A 15,833-nucleotide genomic window follows, 5' to 3' on the forward strand; every position below is an offset into this window, starting at 1 on the left:
CGTATATACGCAAGTATGAAGATAGAAAGTGAGCTGATGGAGCAGGCCGCCGACCGGGCGAGCGACCTCTTGAAGGCGCTCTCCAACCGGCACCGGCTCCTGATCATCTGTCAGCTGATCGATGGCGAGCATTCCGTCGGCGAGTTGGCCGAGTTCCTGGGCCTGCGGGATTCCACGGTCTCCCAGCATCTTGCGCTCCTTCGCAAGGACGGCCTGGTGTCGGCGCGGCGCGACGCGCAGACGATCTTCTATTCGATCGCCAGCGATCCGGCGCGCGAAATCCTGAAGACCCTCTACCAGGTCTATTGCGCCGCGAGGCCGGCGAAGGCGAAGAAAACCCTATGAGCGGCCGGGCGGCGGCGCGTTGAGCGAGATCAACGACCGTCCCGGTAAAGGCGATGAAATGAAGAGGAGACCGCTAAGCGCGGTATGACGGTTCCATGATGACACGGATGCGCCCCATGCGGCTCTTCGGATTGCTGGCGGCCCTGGCGGTGGTCGGCCTGCCCAACGTTCTGGCCGCGGCGGAAACCTTGACCGTCGCCCAGCAACCCGTTGCCGACGAGAAGGCGGTGTTTGCCACGGTGGAGAGCATCAGCGTGGTGCCGGCGCGCGGGCGCATCGGCGGCACTGTGGTCCAGCTCAAGGTCAAGGAGGGGGATCAGGTCACTGCCGGGCAGGCGATCGCGTCCATCGGCGACGAGAAGCTCGTGCTGCAGATGAAGTCGCTGGATGCGCAGATCGAGGCGCTGCAGGCGCAGGCCAACCAGGCGCAGATCGATTTCACGCGTATCGAAGGCCTGGTCGAGCGCGGCATCCTACCGCGCGTCAAGCTCGACGAGCAGCGCACGGCGCTGAACGTCGCCGACAACGGCTTGCGCGCCAAGACCGCGGAGCGCGCCGTGGTCAACGAGCAGCTGAACCAGGGTCAGGTGCTGGCACCGGCCGACGGCCGCGTGTTGAAGAGGCTCATCACCGTCGGCTCCGTGGTGCTCCCGGGCGATCCCATCGTCACGGTCGCGCAGCAGAATTTCAAGCTGCGGCTGCGGGTGCCGGAGCGCCATGCCCGTTTCCTGAAGGCGGGCGACAAGGTTCGCGTCGACGGCACCGAACTCGGCGGCGAGGCCGCCAAATGGGGCACCATCGATCTCGTCTATCCGCAGATCGAGGAGGGGCGCGTCATTGCGGATGCGACCGTCGACGGGCTCGGCGAATATTTCGTCGGCGATCGCCTGCGGGTCTGGATCTCCGGCGGCACGCGGCCGGCCTTCGTCCTTCCCGCCGGCTTCGTCAAGACGCGGTTCGGCATCGACTACGTCCAGCTCCAGAAGGCGGGCCAAGTGATCGACGTGCCGGTGCAGCGCGGACGCGAACTGCCGACGCCTGCGCTGCCCGACGGGCTCGAGATTCTGTCCGGCATCCGTGCCGGCGACCAGTTGGTGCGGCCGTGAATCTCGGACTTTCGGGCCGGCTCACCAGGGCGACGGTGTCGTCGCCGCTGACGCCTCTTTTCCTGATTGCCGCGCTCGTGGTCGGCCTCATCGCCGTGGTCGTGATTCCGCGCGAGGAGGAGCCGCAGATCAGCGTGCCGATGGTCGACATTCGCATCAATGCCGACGGCTTGCGCGGTCCCGACGCGGTCGAACTCGTCACCAAGCCGCTGGAGTCCATCGTCAAGGGCATCGACGGCATCGAGCACGTCTACAGTCAGACCGAGGACGACCGCGTGATGGTCACCGCGCGCTTCCTGGTCGGCACGAAGGCGGAGGACGCGATCCTGCGCGTTCATGAGAAGATCCGCGCCAATCTCGATCGCATCCCCGTCGGCATTCCGGAGCCGTTGATCATCGGCCGCGGCATCAACGACGTCGCGGTGACGGTGCTGACCTTGTCGCCGAAGCCGCAAGCGGCCGAGCGCTGGACCGACAAGGATCTGTTCGAACTCGCCGAAAAGCTGCGCTCCGAGCTGATGAAGGTCGACAATATCGGCCTGACCTACATTTCGGGCGGCGCGGCGCAGCAGATTCGGGTCGAGCCCGATCCGGAAAAGCTCTCGCTGTTCGGCATCACGCTGCAGCAACTCGTCGGCAAGGTGAAGGACGCCAACCGCTCCTTCCTGGCCGGTCAGGTCCGCGATGCCGGCATCGTGCGCAACGTCACCGCCGGCCAGACGCTGTCGGGCATTCCCGACATCGGGCTGCTGCTCATCACGACCCGCGACGGCCGGCCGGTCTACGTCAAGGACGTCGCCTCCGTCGTCATCGGGCCGAACACGATCGAGCACCGGGTCTGGAACGACGCGCGCGACGGCAGGGGCGAGTGGGCGCGGACGCCCGCGGTCAGCCTCGCGCTCGCCAAGCGCGCCGGCGCCAATGCGGTGGTGGTCTCGGAAGACATCGCAAAGCATCTCGACGGCTTGAAGTCGCGCCTCATCCCCGACGACGTTCAGGTGACGGTGACGCGCGACTACGGCGAAACCGCCAACGAGAAGGCCAACGAACTCCTGTTCCACCTGGGGCTGGCGACCATCTCGATCGTCGTGCTGATCGCGATCGCGATCGGCTGGCGCGAGGCGGTGGTGACCTTCGTCGTGATTCCGACGACGATCCTGCTGACGATGTTCGCGGCCAATCTGATGGGCTACACCATCAACCGCGTCAGCCTGTTCGCGCTGATCTTCTCGATCGGCATCCTGGTCGACGACGCCATCGTCGTGGTCGAGAACATCGCCCGGCATTGGGGCATGCGCGACGGCCGGCCGCGATTGCAGGCGACCATCGAGGCGGTCGCGGAGGTCGGCAACCCCACCATCGTCGCGACGCTCACGGTGGTCGCGGCGCTGCTGCCGATGCTGTTCGTGTCGGGCCTGATGGGGCCCTACATGGCACCGATCCCGGCAAATGCCTCGGCTGCGATGCTGTTCTCGTTCTTCGTCGCCATGGTGGTCGCGCCCTGGCTGATGATCAAGCTCGCGCCCAAAGGCGAGGCGGGGTCCGCTCATGCGGCGCATGAGGAGGGCAGGCTCGGCCGGCTCTATCGCCGCTTCGCCACGCCGATCGTCAGGACCAAGCGCTCGGCCTGGATTTTCCTGCTCGGCGTCGGTGTTGCCACGCTATTGTCGATGACGCTGTTTGCGACCAAGTCGGTGACGGTGAAACTGTTGCCGTTCGACAACAAGTCGGAGATCGCCGTCGTCGTCGACCTGCCGGAAGGGGCGACCCTCGAGGCCACCGAGCGCACGCTGTTCGGCGCCGCCGAGATCGCGCGGCAGCTGCCGGAGGTGACCTCGCTGCAATCCTATGCCGGCACGCCGGCGCCGTTCAACTTCAACGGCCTGGTGCGCCACTATTACCTGCGCGAGAAGCCAGAGATGGGCGAGCTGCAGGTCAACCTGACCGCGCGCGGCGAGCGCAAGCGGGCAAGCCACGACATAGCGCTCGAGCTGCGCGAGAAGCTCAAGGCGCTCGACGTCCCCAGGGGCACCAGCATCAAGGTGGTCGAGGTGCCGCCGGGACCGCCGGTGCTCGCGACGCTGCTTGCCGAAATCTACGGCCCCGACGCGGCGACGCGCCGCGCGGTCACGGCCGAGCTGAAGAAGATCTTTGCCGAGGTGCCGTTCATCGTCGACGTCGACGATTCCATCGGCGAGAAGCGGCCGCGGCTGCGGCTGTCGATCGACCAGGACCGGCTCGAATTCTTCGGCGTCGAGCAGCGCGACGTCTACGACACCATCCAGGCGCTGTTCGGCGGCATTTCCGTCGGCTACTCGCATCGCGGCGAGGACCGCAACCCGATCGAGATCGCGGTGCATCTGCCCAAGCACGGCCTGGTCTGGGACGAGGCGCTGGCCTCGACGCCGGTGCCCGCCAACACGCTGCCCGGCAGCAAGACCGTGGTCGAGCTCGGCCAGGTCGTGAAGGCGACCACGGAGGAGGGCTCGCCGACGATCTTCCGCCGCGACGGCCGCTTCGCCGACATGGTGATGGCCGAGCTCGCCGGGCGCTTCGAGGCGCCGCTCTACGGCATGCTCGAAGTCGCGGATCGCGTGAACGCCCATGACTGGGGCAAATTGCCGAAACCCGCGATCAGCCTGCACGGCCAGCCGGCGGACGAGTCGCATCCGACGCTGCTGTGGGACGGCGAATGGGAGATCACCTGGGTGACCTTCCGCGACATGGGCGCGGCCTTCGGTGCGGCGATCCTCGGCATCTACGTGCTCGTCGTCGCGCAGTTCAGGAGTTTTCGCCTGCCGCTCGTCATCCTGACGCCGATCCCGCTGACCCTGATCGGCATCCTGATCGGGCACTGGCTGCTGGGCGCGCCGTTCACGGCGACCTCGATGATCGGCTTCATCGCGCTTGCCGGCATCATCGTGCGCAACTCGATCCTGCTGGTCGACTTCATCCGCCACAGCGGCGGGGTGGGGAAGTCGCTGCGCGAGGTCGTGCTGGAGGCCGGCGCCGTCCGCTTCAAGCCGATCCTCTTGACCGCGCTCGCGGCGATGATCGGGGCTGCCACCATCCTGCTCGATCCGATCTTCCAGGGGCTCGCGATCTCGCTGCTGTTCGGGCTGGCGTCCTCGACGCTGCTCACCGTGCTCGTGATCCCCGCGATCTACATCGCGCTGCGCGCACCGCGCGAGGCGCCCGCCGAACCCGCCAAACCGAGCTGACGAGGACATGATGGAAAAGAACTATCCCGAGATCACCAAGGCCATCTCGGCCAATCTCAAGAAGCTGCGCACCGACATTCCCGACACCATGAAGGGCTTTTCGGCGCTGGCGCAGGCTGCGACGCGCGACGGCGCGCTGGACAAGAAGACCAAGGAGCTGATTGCGCTGGCGATCGGCGTCGCCGCGCATTGCGACGGCTGCATCGGCTTTCACGCCGAAGCCCTCGTCCGCCTCGGTGCCACGCGCCAGGAGGTCGAGGAGGCGCTCGGCATGGCGATCTACATGGGCGGCGGGCCGTCGCTGATGTACGCGGCCGACGCGATTGCCGCCTACGAGCAGTTCCAGCAGCAGACGGTCGCTGCCTGAGCCCGGCACCGCTGAAGCAGGCGGCGATGACTCCGGTTTAGCGGCTTGCCGCCCGAGCTTGTATCCCATGTTCTTGGGGGCGAAGCCCTCGCGGTACGCCGGTCCGGCCGCTCGCCGCGACAATATTGTTGCCGGATGTGCGCAAAGCGGGGATCGAGAGGTCGGCTTGAACCTTGCCGTCCGGCGGCATGACCAATTCGACAAGCCAAGCCTGTTGCCATGCCGGAGGTTGCCCATGCCCCGCCGCTCGCTCCTCATCTCGCCCGCAATTTGGCTCGTGTCCGCCGCGATCCTGCTCGGCGCCGGGCCGGCGTTGGCCGAAAGCAGGCTGGCGCTGGTGATCGGCCAGTCCGCCTACAAGTCGGTGCCGGCGCTGCCGAACCCCGCCAACGACGCCAGGGCGATGACGCAGCTGCTGTCGGACTCCGGCTTCCAGGTGGTGTCGGCGGCCGATCTCACCCAGAATGAATTGCGGACCAAGGTCAGCGAGTTCGCCAGCGAGGTCGCGGCCAAGGGCGCCGACACCGTGGCGCTGGTGTTCTATGCCGGCCACGGCCTGCAGGTCGACGGCGAGAATTTTCTGGTCCCGGTCGACATCGATCCCAAGCGCGAGGCCGACATTCCCGTCCAGGCGGTTCGCCTCAACGACATCCTGAACACGCTGAACTCCGTGCCGACGCGGATGCGCATCGTGCTGCTCGATGCCTGCCGCAACAATCCGTTCCCGACGCTGAAGGCCGCCGGCAGCGGGCTTGCGATCGTCGACGCCAAGACCGGCGTGCCCGGCACCTTCGTGTCGTTTTCGACCTCGCCGGGCGCGGAGGCCGAGGACGGCAACGGCGCCAACAGTCCCTATACGACCGCGCTGCTGGCGGCGGCGAAGCAGCCGGCGCCGATCGAGGAGACCTTCAAGCGGGTGCGCGTCGCCGTGAACAAGGCGACCGACGGCCGCCAGACGCCGTGGGACAGCTCGTCCCTGACCGAGGATTTTCGTTTCGTCGGCGCCGTGACGAACGGCGCGCCGCCCGCGCCGAAACAGGCCGCGACCAGGCGCACGGTCGACGAGTGGAAGCACGAACTGCAGGGCAAGCCGGTGGAGGCCGCCAACGAGATCATCGTCGCCGACGGCACCGATGAAGCCTATGAAGCCTTTGCCGCGCTCTATGCCTCGACGCCGCGCGGCCTGCAGGCGCGCGACTGGCTCGCCCGCCACCGCCGCATGGTGGCGTGGAACAACGCGGCGCTGATCAACACCGCGGCCGGCTATCGCGCCTTCCTCGCGCAGTATCCCGACAGCGATCTCACGGCCACCGCGCGCAGGCTCGAGGAGCGGCTGCGCAATCGCCCGATCCCGGCGCTTGCGCTCGCGACGCCGGTCGCCGTGCCCGCCGCCAACGCCGCGCTGAGCTGCCCCTGCAACAGCCAGCCGCAGCCGGCGCCGCTACGGAAGGTCGATACGCCCTCGAACAAGAAGCCCGACACGACGAAGCGGGTCGGCGTCCGGCCGCAGGTCTACGATGACGACGTCGTGGTGTTGCGTCGTCCGCCTCCGCCGCCGGTGATCTACCAGCCAGCCGGCCCGCCGGTCTCGGTCGGCATCGGTGTCGGCATCGGCATGGGCGGCGGCTACGGCCCGCGCGGCGGCGAACCCATGCAGGGCCGCAGGGGTGGATACTGAACGGCGCAAACCCGTTTCAGCCGGGACATGTCGATGGCGCCGCGTGGATTTTCGTTCACGCCGCGACGTGCTACTGCAGGAAAGCGATCCCGACGCGCTTGTTGCTGCGCCACACCGCGTGGCAACGGTGCTCGGAATGATCGCATGCGATCGACAGCGTGAAGGCCTCCGGCAGCGCGACCGGGCTGTCCAGATCGATCGCGGCCCCGCCGGTCGACATGTTGCGCACGGTGCACGCGACGCCGAGGCCCTCGAAGGCGATCGTTGCGCCCTTGAACACCCGATGCCGCTGTGCCGCACGCTTCTCGATCATGGCCGTCGGTCCGAAACAACGAGGCTGAAGATAGTACGAGGAAATTACGCCCAAATAAATTCAATCCTCGCTCCATCGTTCCTGCGCTTCAGGATTCGTTTACGATGACGGGAGCGTCGCAAAATATGGGGAACAACCCCATGCACAGTGGCCGATGACGGCCGGCATGACGTCCGATGCATCGAAAAACCGGTTGACACGTCGGGCAAATCGGCTGCGCGAGACGGGCGTCCATCAAGAGTCTTGTCTTGACGCGTTTTCTTCACGCGCACCGGTATCCACTTCGCTCGAAAACGCTTTAACCCGGCAGCATCGCGAAGGCGCTGGACACCATCGCCACCGGCTTGTCGTCGGTCGCCGACAACAGCGTGACGCGGCCGAAACTCATGGTGCGGCCGAGCCGGATCACCCGTGCATCCGCCAGCACGTCGGAGCTAGATACCGCGCGCATGAAATGCGTGGTCTGGTCGACCGTGGTCATCGGACGGTAGCCGCGATTGGCGGCAAGAATCGCTATCACCATGGAGGTGTCGGCGAGCGCCATCAGCGCCTGGCCGCAGACCACGCCGCCATGGCGGCACAGCCGCTCGGAAAAGGCCATCCGCAGCACCGCACCCGCCTGCCAGTCCGGTGCGTTCGGCGGCGGCTCGTGGTCGATGCTCTCGACCGACAGGTTGAGGTCCTGCACCCACGGCGCAAAGACGTCGCCGAGCACGCGCCTGGCCTCCCCGATATCGAACCTCGCGCCTGACTGTGCCTGCATCAGTTCCGTTTCCTCGTTCGTCGCCCGATGTTTCGGGGCCATTCTGCCCGCAATGGGCCGGCCATGTCATCCGTGCCGCCGGCTTGAAAATGTCCGACTTCGCCCCTTATGATGCCGCCCTGAAACGGGGTGGTCCATGGTGCGGCGGTTGGTGGTGGTCTCTTGCTTGGCCGCGCTCGGCCTTGCGCTCGGCGGGTGCACCAAGTGCGGCCCGATCTGGGACGACTGGGTGCGGGCGCCGAAATCCTGCAAGTCGGACCGCTACTAGAGCATGATCCCGGCGCGTGGAGCGCGCGCCCGTCCATCAGACATCCAAGGAGTGAGCGATGAAGGTTTTCCGTGTGGCGGCGATGCTGGGCTTGCTGGCAGCGCCGGCTTACGCGCAGACGATGCCCAACATCAATTTGCTTCAGGAAGGGCCGAGCAAGACCGACGAGGAGAAGGCGGCGGACGCCGAGCGCGACCAGAAATACAGGGACACGCTGAAGAAGATTCCGGACGCCAAGGCCTCCAACGATCCCTGGGGCGGCATGCGCGCCGATCCGCCGAAGGCGAGCCCGCCCAGGAGCCCGGCCAAGAGCCCGACCAAGTCGGCGGCGACCAAGAAGACCAACGCGAACTGAGGGCGACGGCGCGGCCGGACTCCCGTTCGCTCCGTCTGTCGCCTATATTGCGGAGGTCGTAGGCGTAACGGAGTTGCGGCATGGCCTTTCATCCGCGGGATCTCGCCGACCGGATGGCGCGCCGGCGCAGGGCGGCCGACGGCTATCTGCGCGAGACCTTCATTCTGCCGCGTGCGGCGGCGCGGGCGAGGGCGCAGGCCTTCTTCGCCCGCTATCCCAAGGCCGGCTACATGAGCGCGGTGGAGAGCTGGCGCGAACTGCCGGATGACCAGATCGAGTTCACGATGCGGCGGCTGCCGAGCGCCGACTGACGTCGGTCCGGGTCGTTCGCGTCCCGGCCTCGCCGAGCAGCTTGCCGGTGAGGCGGTTGACGAAATGGATTTGTGCGCAGGCCTTGCACACCACGGTATCGTAGGCGCAACGCGGCGTGTCCGGAGTGACCTCCTCGGCCATCCAGTGCTGGACGTGCATCCCCGTGCGGGGACAGCGATAGACGATGTTGCCCATGGCGTGTTCTTGCCATGGCCGGCCGATGCCGTTTTGATGCCTGTCAATCTTTCTCGGGAAAATGCGAACGGAGCGCGCTCAGTCGAAGGTCTCCGCAACGATACGGATGCGGAAGACCGGCTGCCTGCCTTCGTCCAGCAGCTCCATCTGCCACTCGGAGTTTTCCTGCAATTTTCGGGAGATGCCGGCGGCCATGCCGGCGCAGACGCTGGTCATTTCCTTCCAGGCCGCGTCACGGTCGACGCATTCAGTGCCCTGTTCGGAGCAGCCCGAATAGCGGCCGTTGCTGATCCTGAAGAAAAAGAGCGGCATGACTGACACCGAACGCGTGACGGCCGCCCCCGAGGCCATCGGCGCGCAGTGCAATCCCAAACTGCCGGCATATCAATTCCGGGCCTCTACGGGAGTCGCGCGCGCAGAGCCGTTCGAACCGTCGCGCCAGGTCCCGCGCGCTTCGGCCCGCAGGAACTCTGTTCACATCCGGAGAACCACGGAGCCGTGATCGGCATAGAGGAACGCGGCGGCTTGCGCCGCAACCCGGGAATACCAGACGACGAAGATCCAAGTGTCGCGCTTCATGCCAGCATTGTGGAGGAGACGCTGCGGCGCAGCGCTATCGTCGCCCTCGCGCAATGGAAAGTGCTGAAATACCGCTGCCGCCACGGCCGCGGTCTCACTTTCTCGGAAGCCCGAGCCGGAATGACCGCCTCCGTGCTATGCTTGGTTGTTCGTTCGGGTCGTTTGACCGGAGTCGCCCGTGGAAGCCTGGTTGATCCTGCAGCTCGTCGCGATCGCCGCAATGCCCGCGGCCTATGACATGGCGCTCGCCCGCAACAGGTCGACCAGGCGTTGGCTCGAGGCAACCGTGGTGATCGGTCCATTGGCGCTTCTGGCCCTGCTTGCTCTGGGCCATCGTGACGTGGACCGCTGCTGACCGAGCATCGGTATGAGGCGGCCTTACCCGGACCTGGCGCTTCCGGATTTGGCGCTCACGATGGCCCGCTCGACCTCGCTGACCAGAGCCTTGTAGTGCTCGGCAAGCCCGGCGAACAATTCGCGCTTGAACTTGTCGGTCGCCAGGTCGCGGATCAACTCGCATTCGGAAACCTGGACCCGCAACTTCTCCAGCTGCGCTTGCATGTCCTTCATCGGATGATCCCCTAAATCTCCGGTGGGTCTGGAACACGCGAACCGATTTGGGATGCGTCTGGCACTCGTCAAGACCGAGTGTCAGCTTTGTGGCAGCGGAAAATCAGGTTTTTGGGGGGCGTCGGTTCGCGGGCAGGGTGCCTTGCGCCGGTACCACCATCATTTTTGCGCCCGCGCAATCTCGAAGAGACCACGGCATGCGATGGATAGAGGGATCGTACCCGCCGCGAACTCACGCGGTCCTGTTCCGAGAGCGAGAGATAATGAGATGCCGCCGCACGTGTTTCTAGCGCCGATCAGCCTAACCCTCCTTGTCGGCTTCATCTGGCTTGCATTGGGGCAGGGGCGAAAGGTGAAGCCCGACCGGGAGAACCGGGACAATTGAGAGCGTTCCGGCGGGCCGCCCGATCGTCGAAGCCGGAACTGAAGCGAGGTAGCCCCCGCCGCACGGTGCTGGCGCAGGCCAGTATCGCCCGCACGAAAAGAACATATTGCGAACTGAGAACAAATAGGGTACAGTGCTTTTTATCGCCGGACCGCCTCGCCAATCGTTTGCCGCAACTTGCGAATCCCCGCCATAAGGAGCACGACCCAATGTCCGCCACCGCCCTGCGTATCGTCGAAGGATCTTCCATGGACAAGAGTAAAGCCCTGTCCGCCGCGCTCTCCCAGATCGAGCGGCAGTTCGGCAAGGGCTCGGTGATGAAGCTCGGCAAGAGCGACCGCTCCATGGACATCGAGGCGGTGTCCTCCGGCTCGCTCGGGCTCGACATCGCGCTCGGCATCGGCGGCCTGCCCAAGGGCCGCATCGTCGAAATCTACGGGCCGGAATCCTCGGGCAAGACCACGCTGGCGCTGCACACGGTGGCGGAGGCGCAGAAGAAGGGCGGCATCTGCGCCTTCATCGACGCCGAGCACGCGCTCGACCCGGTCTATGCCCGCAAGCTGGGCGTCAACATCGACGAGCTCCTGATCTCGCAGCCCGACACCGGCGAGCAGGCGCTGGAGATCTGCGACACGCTGGTGCGCTCGGGCGCGGTCGACGTGCTGGTGATCGATTCGGTCGCAGCGCTCGTGCCGAAGGCCGAGCTCGAGGGCGAGATGGGCGAATCGCTGCCGGGCCTGCAGGCCCGCCTGATGAGCCAGGCGCTGCGCAAGCTGACGGCCTCCATCAACAAGTCCAACACCATGGTGATCTTCATCAACCAGATCCGGATGAAGATCGGCGTGATGTACGGCTCACCGGAGACCACGACCGGCGGCAACGCGCTGAAGTTCTACGCCTCCGTCCGCCTCGACATCCGCCGCATCGGCGCGATCAAGGAGCGCGACGAGGTGGTCGGCAACACCACGCGCGTCAAGGTTGTGAAGAACAAGCTGGCGCCGCCCTTCAAGCAGGTCGAGTTCGACATCATGTACGGCGAGGGCGTCTCCAAGATGGGCGAGATCCTCGACCTCGGCGTCAAGGCCGGCATCGTCGAAAAATCCGGCGCCTGGTTCTCCTATGACAGCCAGCGCCTCGGCCAGGGCCGCGAGAATTCGAAAGCGTTCCTGAAGGCCAACCCCGACATCACCGCCAAGATCGAGACCGCGATCCGGCAAAACTCCGGCCTGATCGCCGAGCAGATTCTCGCCGGCAATGCCGAGCGCGACGCCGACGGCGAGGAGCCGGCGGACGAGTAAGCCTTGGACGGACAGTTTCGCGAGGAGCGGGCGCCGAGGACGTTGAGTTGCCGACGTCTTGGGCGCCCGTTTTCGTTTTTCGTCGTATTGATCGGGTCGTGCGATGAAGCGTTTGATCTTGACCAGTTCATCCGGGGCCGATCTTGCCAAATCAAAGTTGGCTGAAATCGTCGTTTTTTTCTTTTTCCGGTTTGTGTGGGGACCGTTGCCTTCGCCCGATTATCTCGCAGCCTATTTCGGGGCGCGCTCCGGGATGCTCAGGCCCGGCGATCACTGGTCGGATTGGGGCATCATCTGGCCTCGCGCCTTCAAGGATCGCAGGAACCGGCCCCTTGCAGAGTTTTGCGAGCGGTATGACGAGATCGAACTCTGGTTTGATCCGAGTCCCCAGGATCAATTGCAGCTGATCTGGCTGCTCGACCATTTCGGGTCTCACCCGGAGCTGGCGCCCAAACTCAAGTTGCGCCTTGTTGACTTCGACCTGTCCACACAGGAACGGCAGGCGCTTGCCAATTCTCGGGAAACGGTGCGGATGGTCGACATCACGTCGCGAGAACTCGAGACTGGCAGTATGGCCTGGCAGGCCTATCGAGCCCTGACGCCGGAGCCCTCTGTCGACCTTCTTCGCAAGAACCTGAGCGCCTTGCCGTTGCTCGGCCCGGCGTGGCGCGACCTGCTGAACGAGCTTCCCTCCGCCACGACGGGACTTGGCGGGACGGAAATGCGGCTTCTTGAATTGATCGCTACCGGACGCTTCCGAACGAACGGCCTGTTTTATCTTCGGGGATTTCGTCAACTGGCCGTGTTCAACGATGTTGAGATCGGCTCTCTGCTTGAGGGCCTTGCGCACGGCCCGAGACCGGCCATCAGCGGTATGGACGATGAATTGCGCACCCTGCCCCCGGATAACCTGCGAGCGCGCGTGGAAGCCTATAGGCGAAGTCAGCCCGCCCTCACCGATTTCGGCAGGGCGATTCTGGCCCACGAGGCGGATTTCAGCCACCACAACCCGATCGATCGCTGGTGGGGTGGCACGCGGCTGACCAGCGATCGGCTGTGGCGTTTCGGCTCCGCTCTGACGAGCCCTTAGGCTCTACCCTTTACGTCACTCCGCCGCCTGCGCGTAGTCGCTCACCGGCGGGCACGAGCACACCAGGTGGCGGTCGCCATAGACGTTGTCGACGCGCCCGACCGGGCACCAGTACTTGTCGGTGCGCGAGGTGCCATCGGGGAAGCAGCCTTCGGCGCGGCCATAGGCGCGGGCCCAGCCGTCGTCGGCGATATCGTGCACGGTGTGCGGGGCGTGACGCAGCGGCGAGGCCTCGATCTTGAAGCGGCCGCCCTCGACCTCGGCGATCTCCTTCCGGATCGCGATCATGGCATCGCAGAAGCGATCGAGCTCGGCCCTCGATTCCGATTCGGTCGGCTCGATCATCAGCGTGCCCGGCACCGGAAAGCTCATGGTCGGGGCGTGGAAGCCGTAGTCGATCAGGCGCTTTGCGATGTCGTCGACGGTGACGCCGCTGGTCGTCTTCAAGGGCCGCGGGTCGACGATGCATTCATGCGCGACGCGACCCCTGGCGTTCCGGTAGAGCACCGGGAAATGCGCATCCAGCCGCGCCGCGACATAGTTGGCGTTGAGAATCGCGATCTCGGTCGCGCGCTTCAACCCTTCGCCGCCCATCATCAGGATGTAGATGTAGGAGATGGTCAGGATCGAGGCCGAGCCGAACGGCGCAGCCGCGACCGGGCCAACCGGCGCGTTCGCGTTGGTCGCGGGATGGCGATCTTCAGGATGGCGATCTTCAGGATGACTTGGGAGGAATGGCGCGAGATGCGCTCTGACGCCGATCGGGCCCATGCCCGGGCCGCCGCCGCCGTGCGGGATGCAGAAGGTCTTGTGCAGGTTGAGATGGCTGACGTCGGCGCCGTAGTCGCCGGGCCGCGCGAGGGCGACCTGCGCATTGAGGTTGGCGCCGTCGAGATACACCTGGCCGCCATGGCCGTGCACGATGTCGCAGATCTCGCGAATGTGCTCCTCGAACACGCCATGCGTCGAGGGATAGGTGATCATGACGGCGGCGAGATCGTTGGCGTGCGCGTCCGCCTTGGCACGGAGATCGTTGACGTCGACGTCGCCGTTCTTCTCGCAGGCCACCACCACCACCTCCATGCCGACCATCGCGGCGGAAGCCGGGTTGGTGCCATGGGCGGAGGAGGGGATCAGGCAGACCTTGCGATGGCTCTCGCCGCGCGCCGCGTGGTAGCCACGGATGGCCAAGAGCCCGGCATATTCGCCTTGCGCGCCCGAGTTCGGCTGCAGCGAGATCGCGTCATAGCCGGTGATGTCGCACAGCCACTTTTCCAGCCGCGCGAACAGCGCGTGGTAGCCGGCGGCCTGCCCGCGCGGCGCGAACGGATGCAACGTCGCGAATTCCGGCCAGGTCAGCGGCATCATCTCGGTGGTCGCGTTCAGCTTCATCGTGCAGGAGCCGAGCGGGATCATGGCGCGGTCGAGCGCGAGGTCGCGGTCCGAGAGCTTGCGCATGTAGCGCAGCATCTCGGTTTCCGACCGGTGGGCGTGGAACACGGGATGGCCGAGGAAGGAGGTGGCGCGCTTCAACGCCTCCGGCAGCGCCTCGTGCGTGCCTGCGTCGATCTCGGCGTAGGCAAGCTGTCCGCCGAAGGCGCGCCACACCGCTTCGACCGTCGCGGGCGTCGTGGTTTCGTCCAGCGCAATGCGCAGGCTGCCGTCGCGGAGGCCGAGATTGATCTTCTCGGCGACCGCGCGCGCGACGATGTCGTCGCGCTTGCCGCCGGCGTCCACCGTCACCGTGTCGAAGAAGTTTTCCGCCTGCGGCGTGAAGCCGAGCTTGCGCAGGCCTGCGGCGAGCACCGCGGTGCGCCGATGCACGGTGCGCGCGATCTGCGTCAGGCCCTCGGGTCCGTGATAGACCGCATACATCGAGGCGATCACCGCGAGCAGCACCTGCGCGGTGCAGATGTTCGAGGTCGCCTTCTCGCGCCGGATGTGCTGCTCGCGGGTCTGCAGCGCCAGCCGATAGGCGGGCGCGCCGCGCGAATCCACGGAGAGTCCGACGATGCGGCCGGGCAGCGAGCGCTTCAGCGCATCGCGCACCGCCATGTAGGCCGCGTGCGGCCCGCCATAGCCCATCGGCACGCCAAAACGCTGTGCGGAGCCGATCGCGATGTCGGCTCCCAACTCTCCGGGCGATGCGATCAGTGTCAGCGCCAGCAAATCGGCCGAGAGCACCGCCAGCGCACCCCTGGCCTTCAGCGCCGCGATCGCCGCGCGGGGATCGGTGAGTGCGCCGGAGGAGCCCGGATATTGCAGGAGCCCGCCGAACACCTCGGCCTTGTCGAGATCGACGGCGGGATTGCCGACGACCAGCGTCCAGCCGAGCGGCTCGGCGCGGGTGCGCAGCACGGCGAGCGTCTGCGGATGCACGTCGCGATCGACGAAGAAGGCCTTGGTCTTCACAGTGCTGGCGCGCTCGGCCAGCGCCATCGCCTCGGCCGCCGCGGTCGCCTCGTCGAGCAGCGAGGCGTTGGCGATATCGAGCCCGGCGAGGTCTGAGATCATGGTCTGGAAGTTGAACAGCGCCTCCAGCCGGCCCTGGCTGATCTCGGGCTGGTAGGGCGTATAGGCCGTGTACCAGGCCGGGCTTTCCAGGATGTTGCGCTGGATCACCGCGGGCAGAATCGTACCGGAATAGCCTTGGCCGATCAGAGAGGTGAAGACCTGGTTCTGGCGGGCGAGCTCGGCCATATGCGCCAGCGCCTCGGTCTCGGTGAGCGGCTTGCCAAGGTCGAGCGGTGTGGCCTGCCGGATCGAGGCGGGCAGCGTTTCCGCTATCAGCGCATCGACGCTTTTTGCGCCGACCGATTCCAGCATCGCGGCGACATCGCGCGGCGAGGGGCCGATATGGCGGCGGACGAAGGCGGCAGTCTCGCCGTTGGATTTGCGTTGCGCGGTCATCGCTTGCTCCATCGCATCAGGCCGTGTGCGCCTTGTAGGCGGCTTCATCCATGAGACCGCCGAGTTCGCTCTTGTTGG

General features: G+C 66.0%; 17 protein-coding genes. 11 read left to right on the top strand and 6 right to left on the bottom strand.

From position 1 onward, the window contains the following. Positions 1-15 precede the first annotated feature (15 nt). From KGM94_RS15690 to KGM94_RS15710, 5 genes are all read left to right on the top strand, one after another. Positions 16-345, top strand: coding sequence for a metalloregulator ArsR/SmtB family transcription factor (locus KGM94_RS15690; RefSeq protein WP_300260804.1), 330 nt, complete (start codon positions 16-18; stop codon positions 343-345). A gap of 107 nt (positions 346-452) precedes the next feature. Beyond that, positions 453-1,451: an efflux RND transporter periplasmic adaptor subunit gene (locus KGM94_RS15695; protein WP_300260853.1), complete on the top strand. Its 999-nt coding sequence runs from the start codon at positions 453-455 to the stop codon at positions 1,449-1,451. Beyond that, a complete protein-coding gene (locus KGM94_RS15700; protein WP_300260807.1) occupies positions 1,448-4,672 on the top strand; it encodes an efflux RND transporter permease subunit in 3,225 nt (1,074 codons plus the stop codon). Before KGM94_RS15695 ends, KGM94_RS15700 begins: the two co-directional genes overlap by 4 nt. A 10-nt stretch (positions 4,673-4,682) precedes the next feature. Continuing rightward, complete coding sequence (locus KGM94_RS15705) at positions 4,683-5,039, top strand: carboxymuconolactone decarboxylase family protein (protein WP_300260856.1); 357 nt, start codon at positions 4,683-4,685, stop codon at positions 5,037-5,039. 235 nt (positions 5,040-5,274) lie between these two features. Continuing rightward, positions 5,275-6,717, top strand: a complete 1,443-nt coding sequence (locus KGM94_RS15710; RefSeq protein WP_300260812.1) for a caspase family protein — start codon at positions 5,275-5,277, stop codon at positions 6,715-6,717. Between the two features lie 70 nt (positions 6,718-6,787). On the opposite strand, the gene KGM94_RS15715 is transcribed toward KGM94_RS15710, so the two are convergent. Then, positions 6,788-7,030 carry a PilZ domain-containing protein gene (locus KGM94_RS15715; RefSeq protein ID WP_300260815.1) on the bottom strand — a complete coding sequence of 81 codons (243 nt, stop codon included), beginning with the start codon at positions 7,028-7,030 and terminating at the stop codon, positions 6,788-6,790. Positions 7,031-7,328: 298 nt separating this feature from the next. Next, positions 7,329-7,793, bottom strand: coding sequence for a PaaI family thioesterase (locus KGM94_RS15720; RefSeq protein WP_300260818.1), 465 nt, complete (start codon positions 7,791-7,793; stop codon positions 7,329-7,331). Positions 7,794-7,929: 136 nt separating this feature from the next. On the opposite strand from KGM94_RS15720, the gene KGM94_RS15725 reads away from it, so the two are divergent. From KGM94_RS15725 to KGM94_RS15735, 3 genes are all read left to right on the top strand, one after another. After that, positions 7,930-8,061, top strand: a complete 132-nt coding sequence (locus tag KGM94_RS15725; protein WP_300260821.1) for a peptidylprolyl isomerase — start codon at positions 7,930-7,932, stop codon at positions 8,059-8,061. 58 nt (positions 8,062-8,119) lie between these two features. Beyond that, positions 8,120-8,416 (top strand): hypothetical protein, encoded by a 297-nt coding sequence (locus KGM94_RS15730; protein WP_300260824.1) that lies wholly within the window; start codon positions 8,120-8,122, stop codon positions 8,414-8,416. Positions 8,417-8,496: 80 nt separating this feature from the next. Continuing rightward, complete coding sequence (locus KGM94_RS15735) at positions 8,497-8,727, top strand: hypothetical protein (RefSeq protein WP_300260827.1); 231 nt, start codon at positions 8,497-8,499, stop codon at positions 8,725-8,727. Here the strand turns inward: KGM94_RS15735 and KGM94_RS15740 are convergent. Next, positions 8,696-8,923: a hypothetical protein gene (locus KGM94_RS15740; RefSeq protein WP_300260830.1), complete on the bottom strand. Its 228-nt coding sequence runs from the start codon at positions 8,921-8,923 to the stop codon at positions 8,696-8,698. The two genes, KGM94_RS15735 and KGM94_RS15740, sit on opposite strands and share 32 nt — an antisense overlap. Positions 8,924-9,001: 78 nt before the next feature. After that, on the bottom strand, positions 9,002-9,235 hold the full coding sequence (locus tag KGM94_RS15745; RefSeq protein ID WP_300260833.1) for a hypothetical protein: 234 nt from the start codon (positions 9,233-9,235) through the stop codon (positions 9,002-9,004). A 445-nt stretch (positions 9,236-9,680) separates the two neighbouring features. Here KGM94_RS15745 and KGM94_RS15750 point away from each other — a divergent pair, with 445 nt between their 5' ends. Continuing rightward, positions 9,681-9,857, top strand: coding sequence for a hypothetical protein (locus KGM94_RS15750; protein ID WP_300260837.1), 177 nt, complete (start codon positions 9,681-9,683; stop codon positions 9,855-9,857). 23 nt (positions 9,858-9,880) lie between these two features. On the opposite strand, the gene KGM94_RS15755 is transcribed toward KGM94_RS15750, so the two are convergent. After that, a complete protein-coding gene (locus tag KGM94_RS15755; protein ID WP_300260840.1) occupies positions 9,881-10,072 on the bottom strand; it encodes a hypothetical protein in 192 nt (63 codons plus the stop codon). 594 nt (positions 10,073-10,666) lie between these two features. Between KGM94_RS15755 and recA the strand changes: the two genes are divergently transcribed. Together recA and KGM94_RS15765 are read left to right on the top strand one after the other, a co-directional pair. Further along, positions 10,667-11,755, top strand: coding sequence for a recombinase RecA (gene recA, locus KGM94_RS15760; protein WP_300260843.1), 1,089 nt, complete (start codon positions 10,667-10,669; stop codon positions 11,753-11,755). Positions 11,756-11,858: 103 nt separating this feature from the next. Next, complete coding sequence (locus tag KGM94_RS15765) at positions 11,859-12,845, top strand: hypothetical protein (RefSeq protein WP_300260847.1); 987 nt, start codon at positions 11,859-11,861, stop codon at positions 12,843-12,845. Between the two features lie 15 nt (positions 12,846-12,860). Here the strand turns inward: KGM94_RS15765 and gcvP are convergent, their stop codons facing one another. After that, on the bottom strand, positions 12,861-15,755 hold the full coding sequence (gene gcvP / locus KGM94_RS15770; protein WP_300260850.1) for an aminomethyl-transferring glycine dehydrogenase: 2,895 nt from the start codon (positions 15,753-15,755) through the stop codon (positions 12,861-12,863). Positions 15,756-15,833 lie beyond the last annotated feature (78 nt).

This window comes from Bradyrhizobium sp., assembly GCF_028868675.1.
Lineage (GTDB): Bacteria > Pseudomonadota > Alphaproteobacteria > Rhizobiales > Xanthobacteraceae > Bradyrhizobium.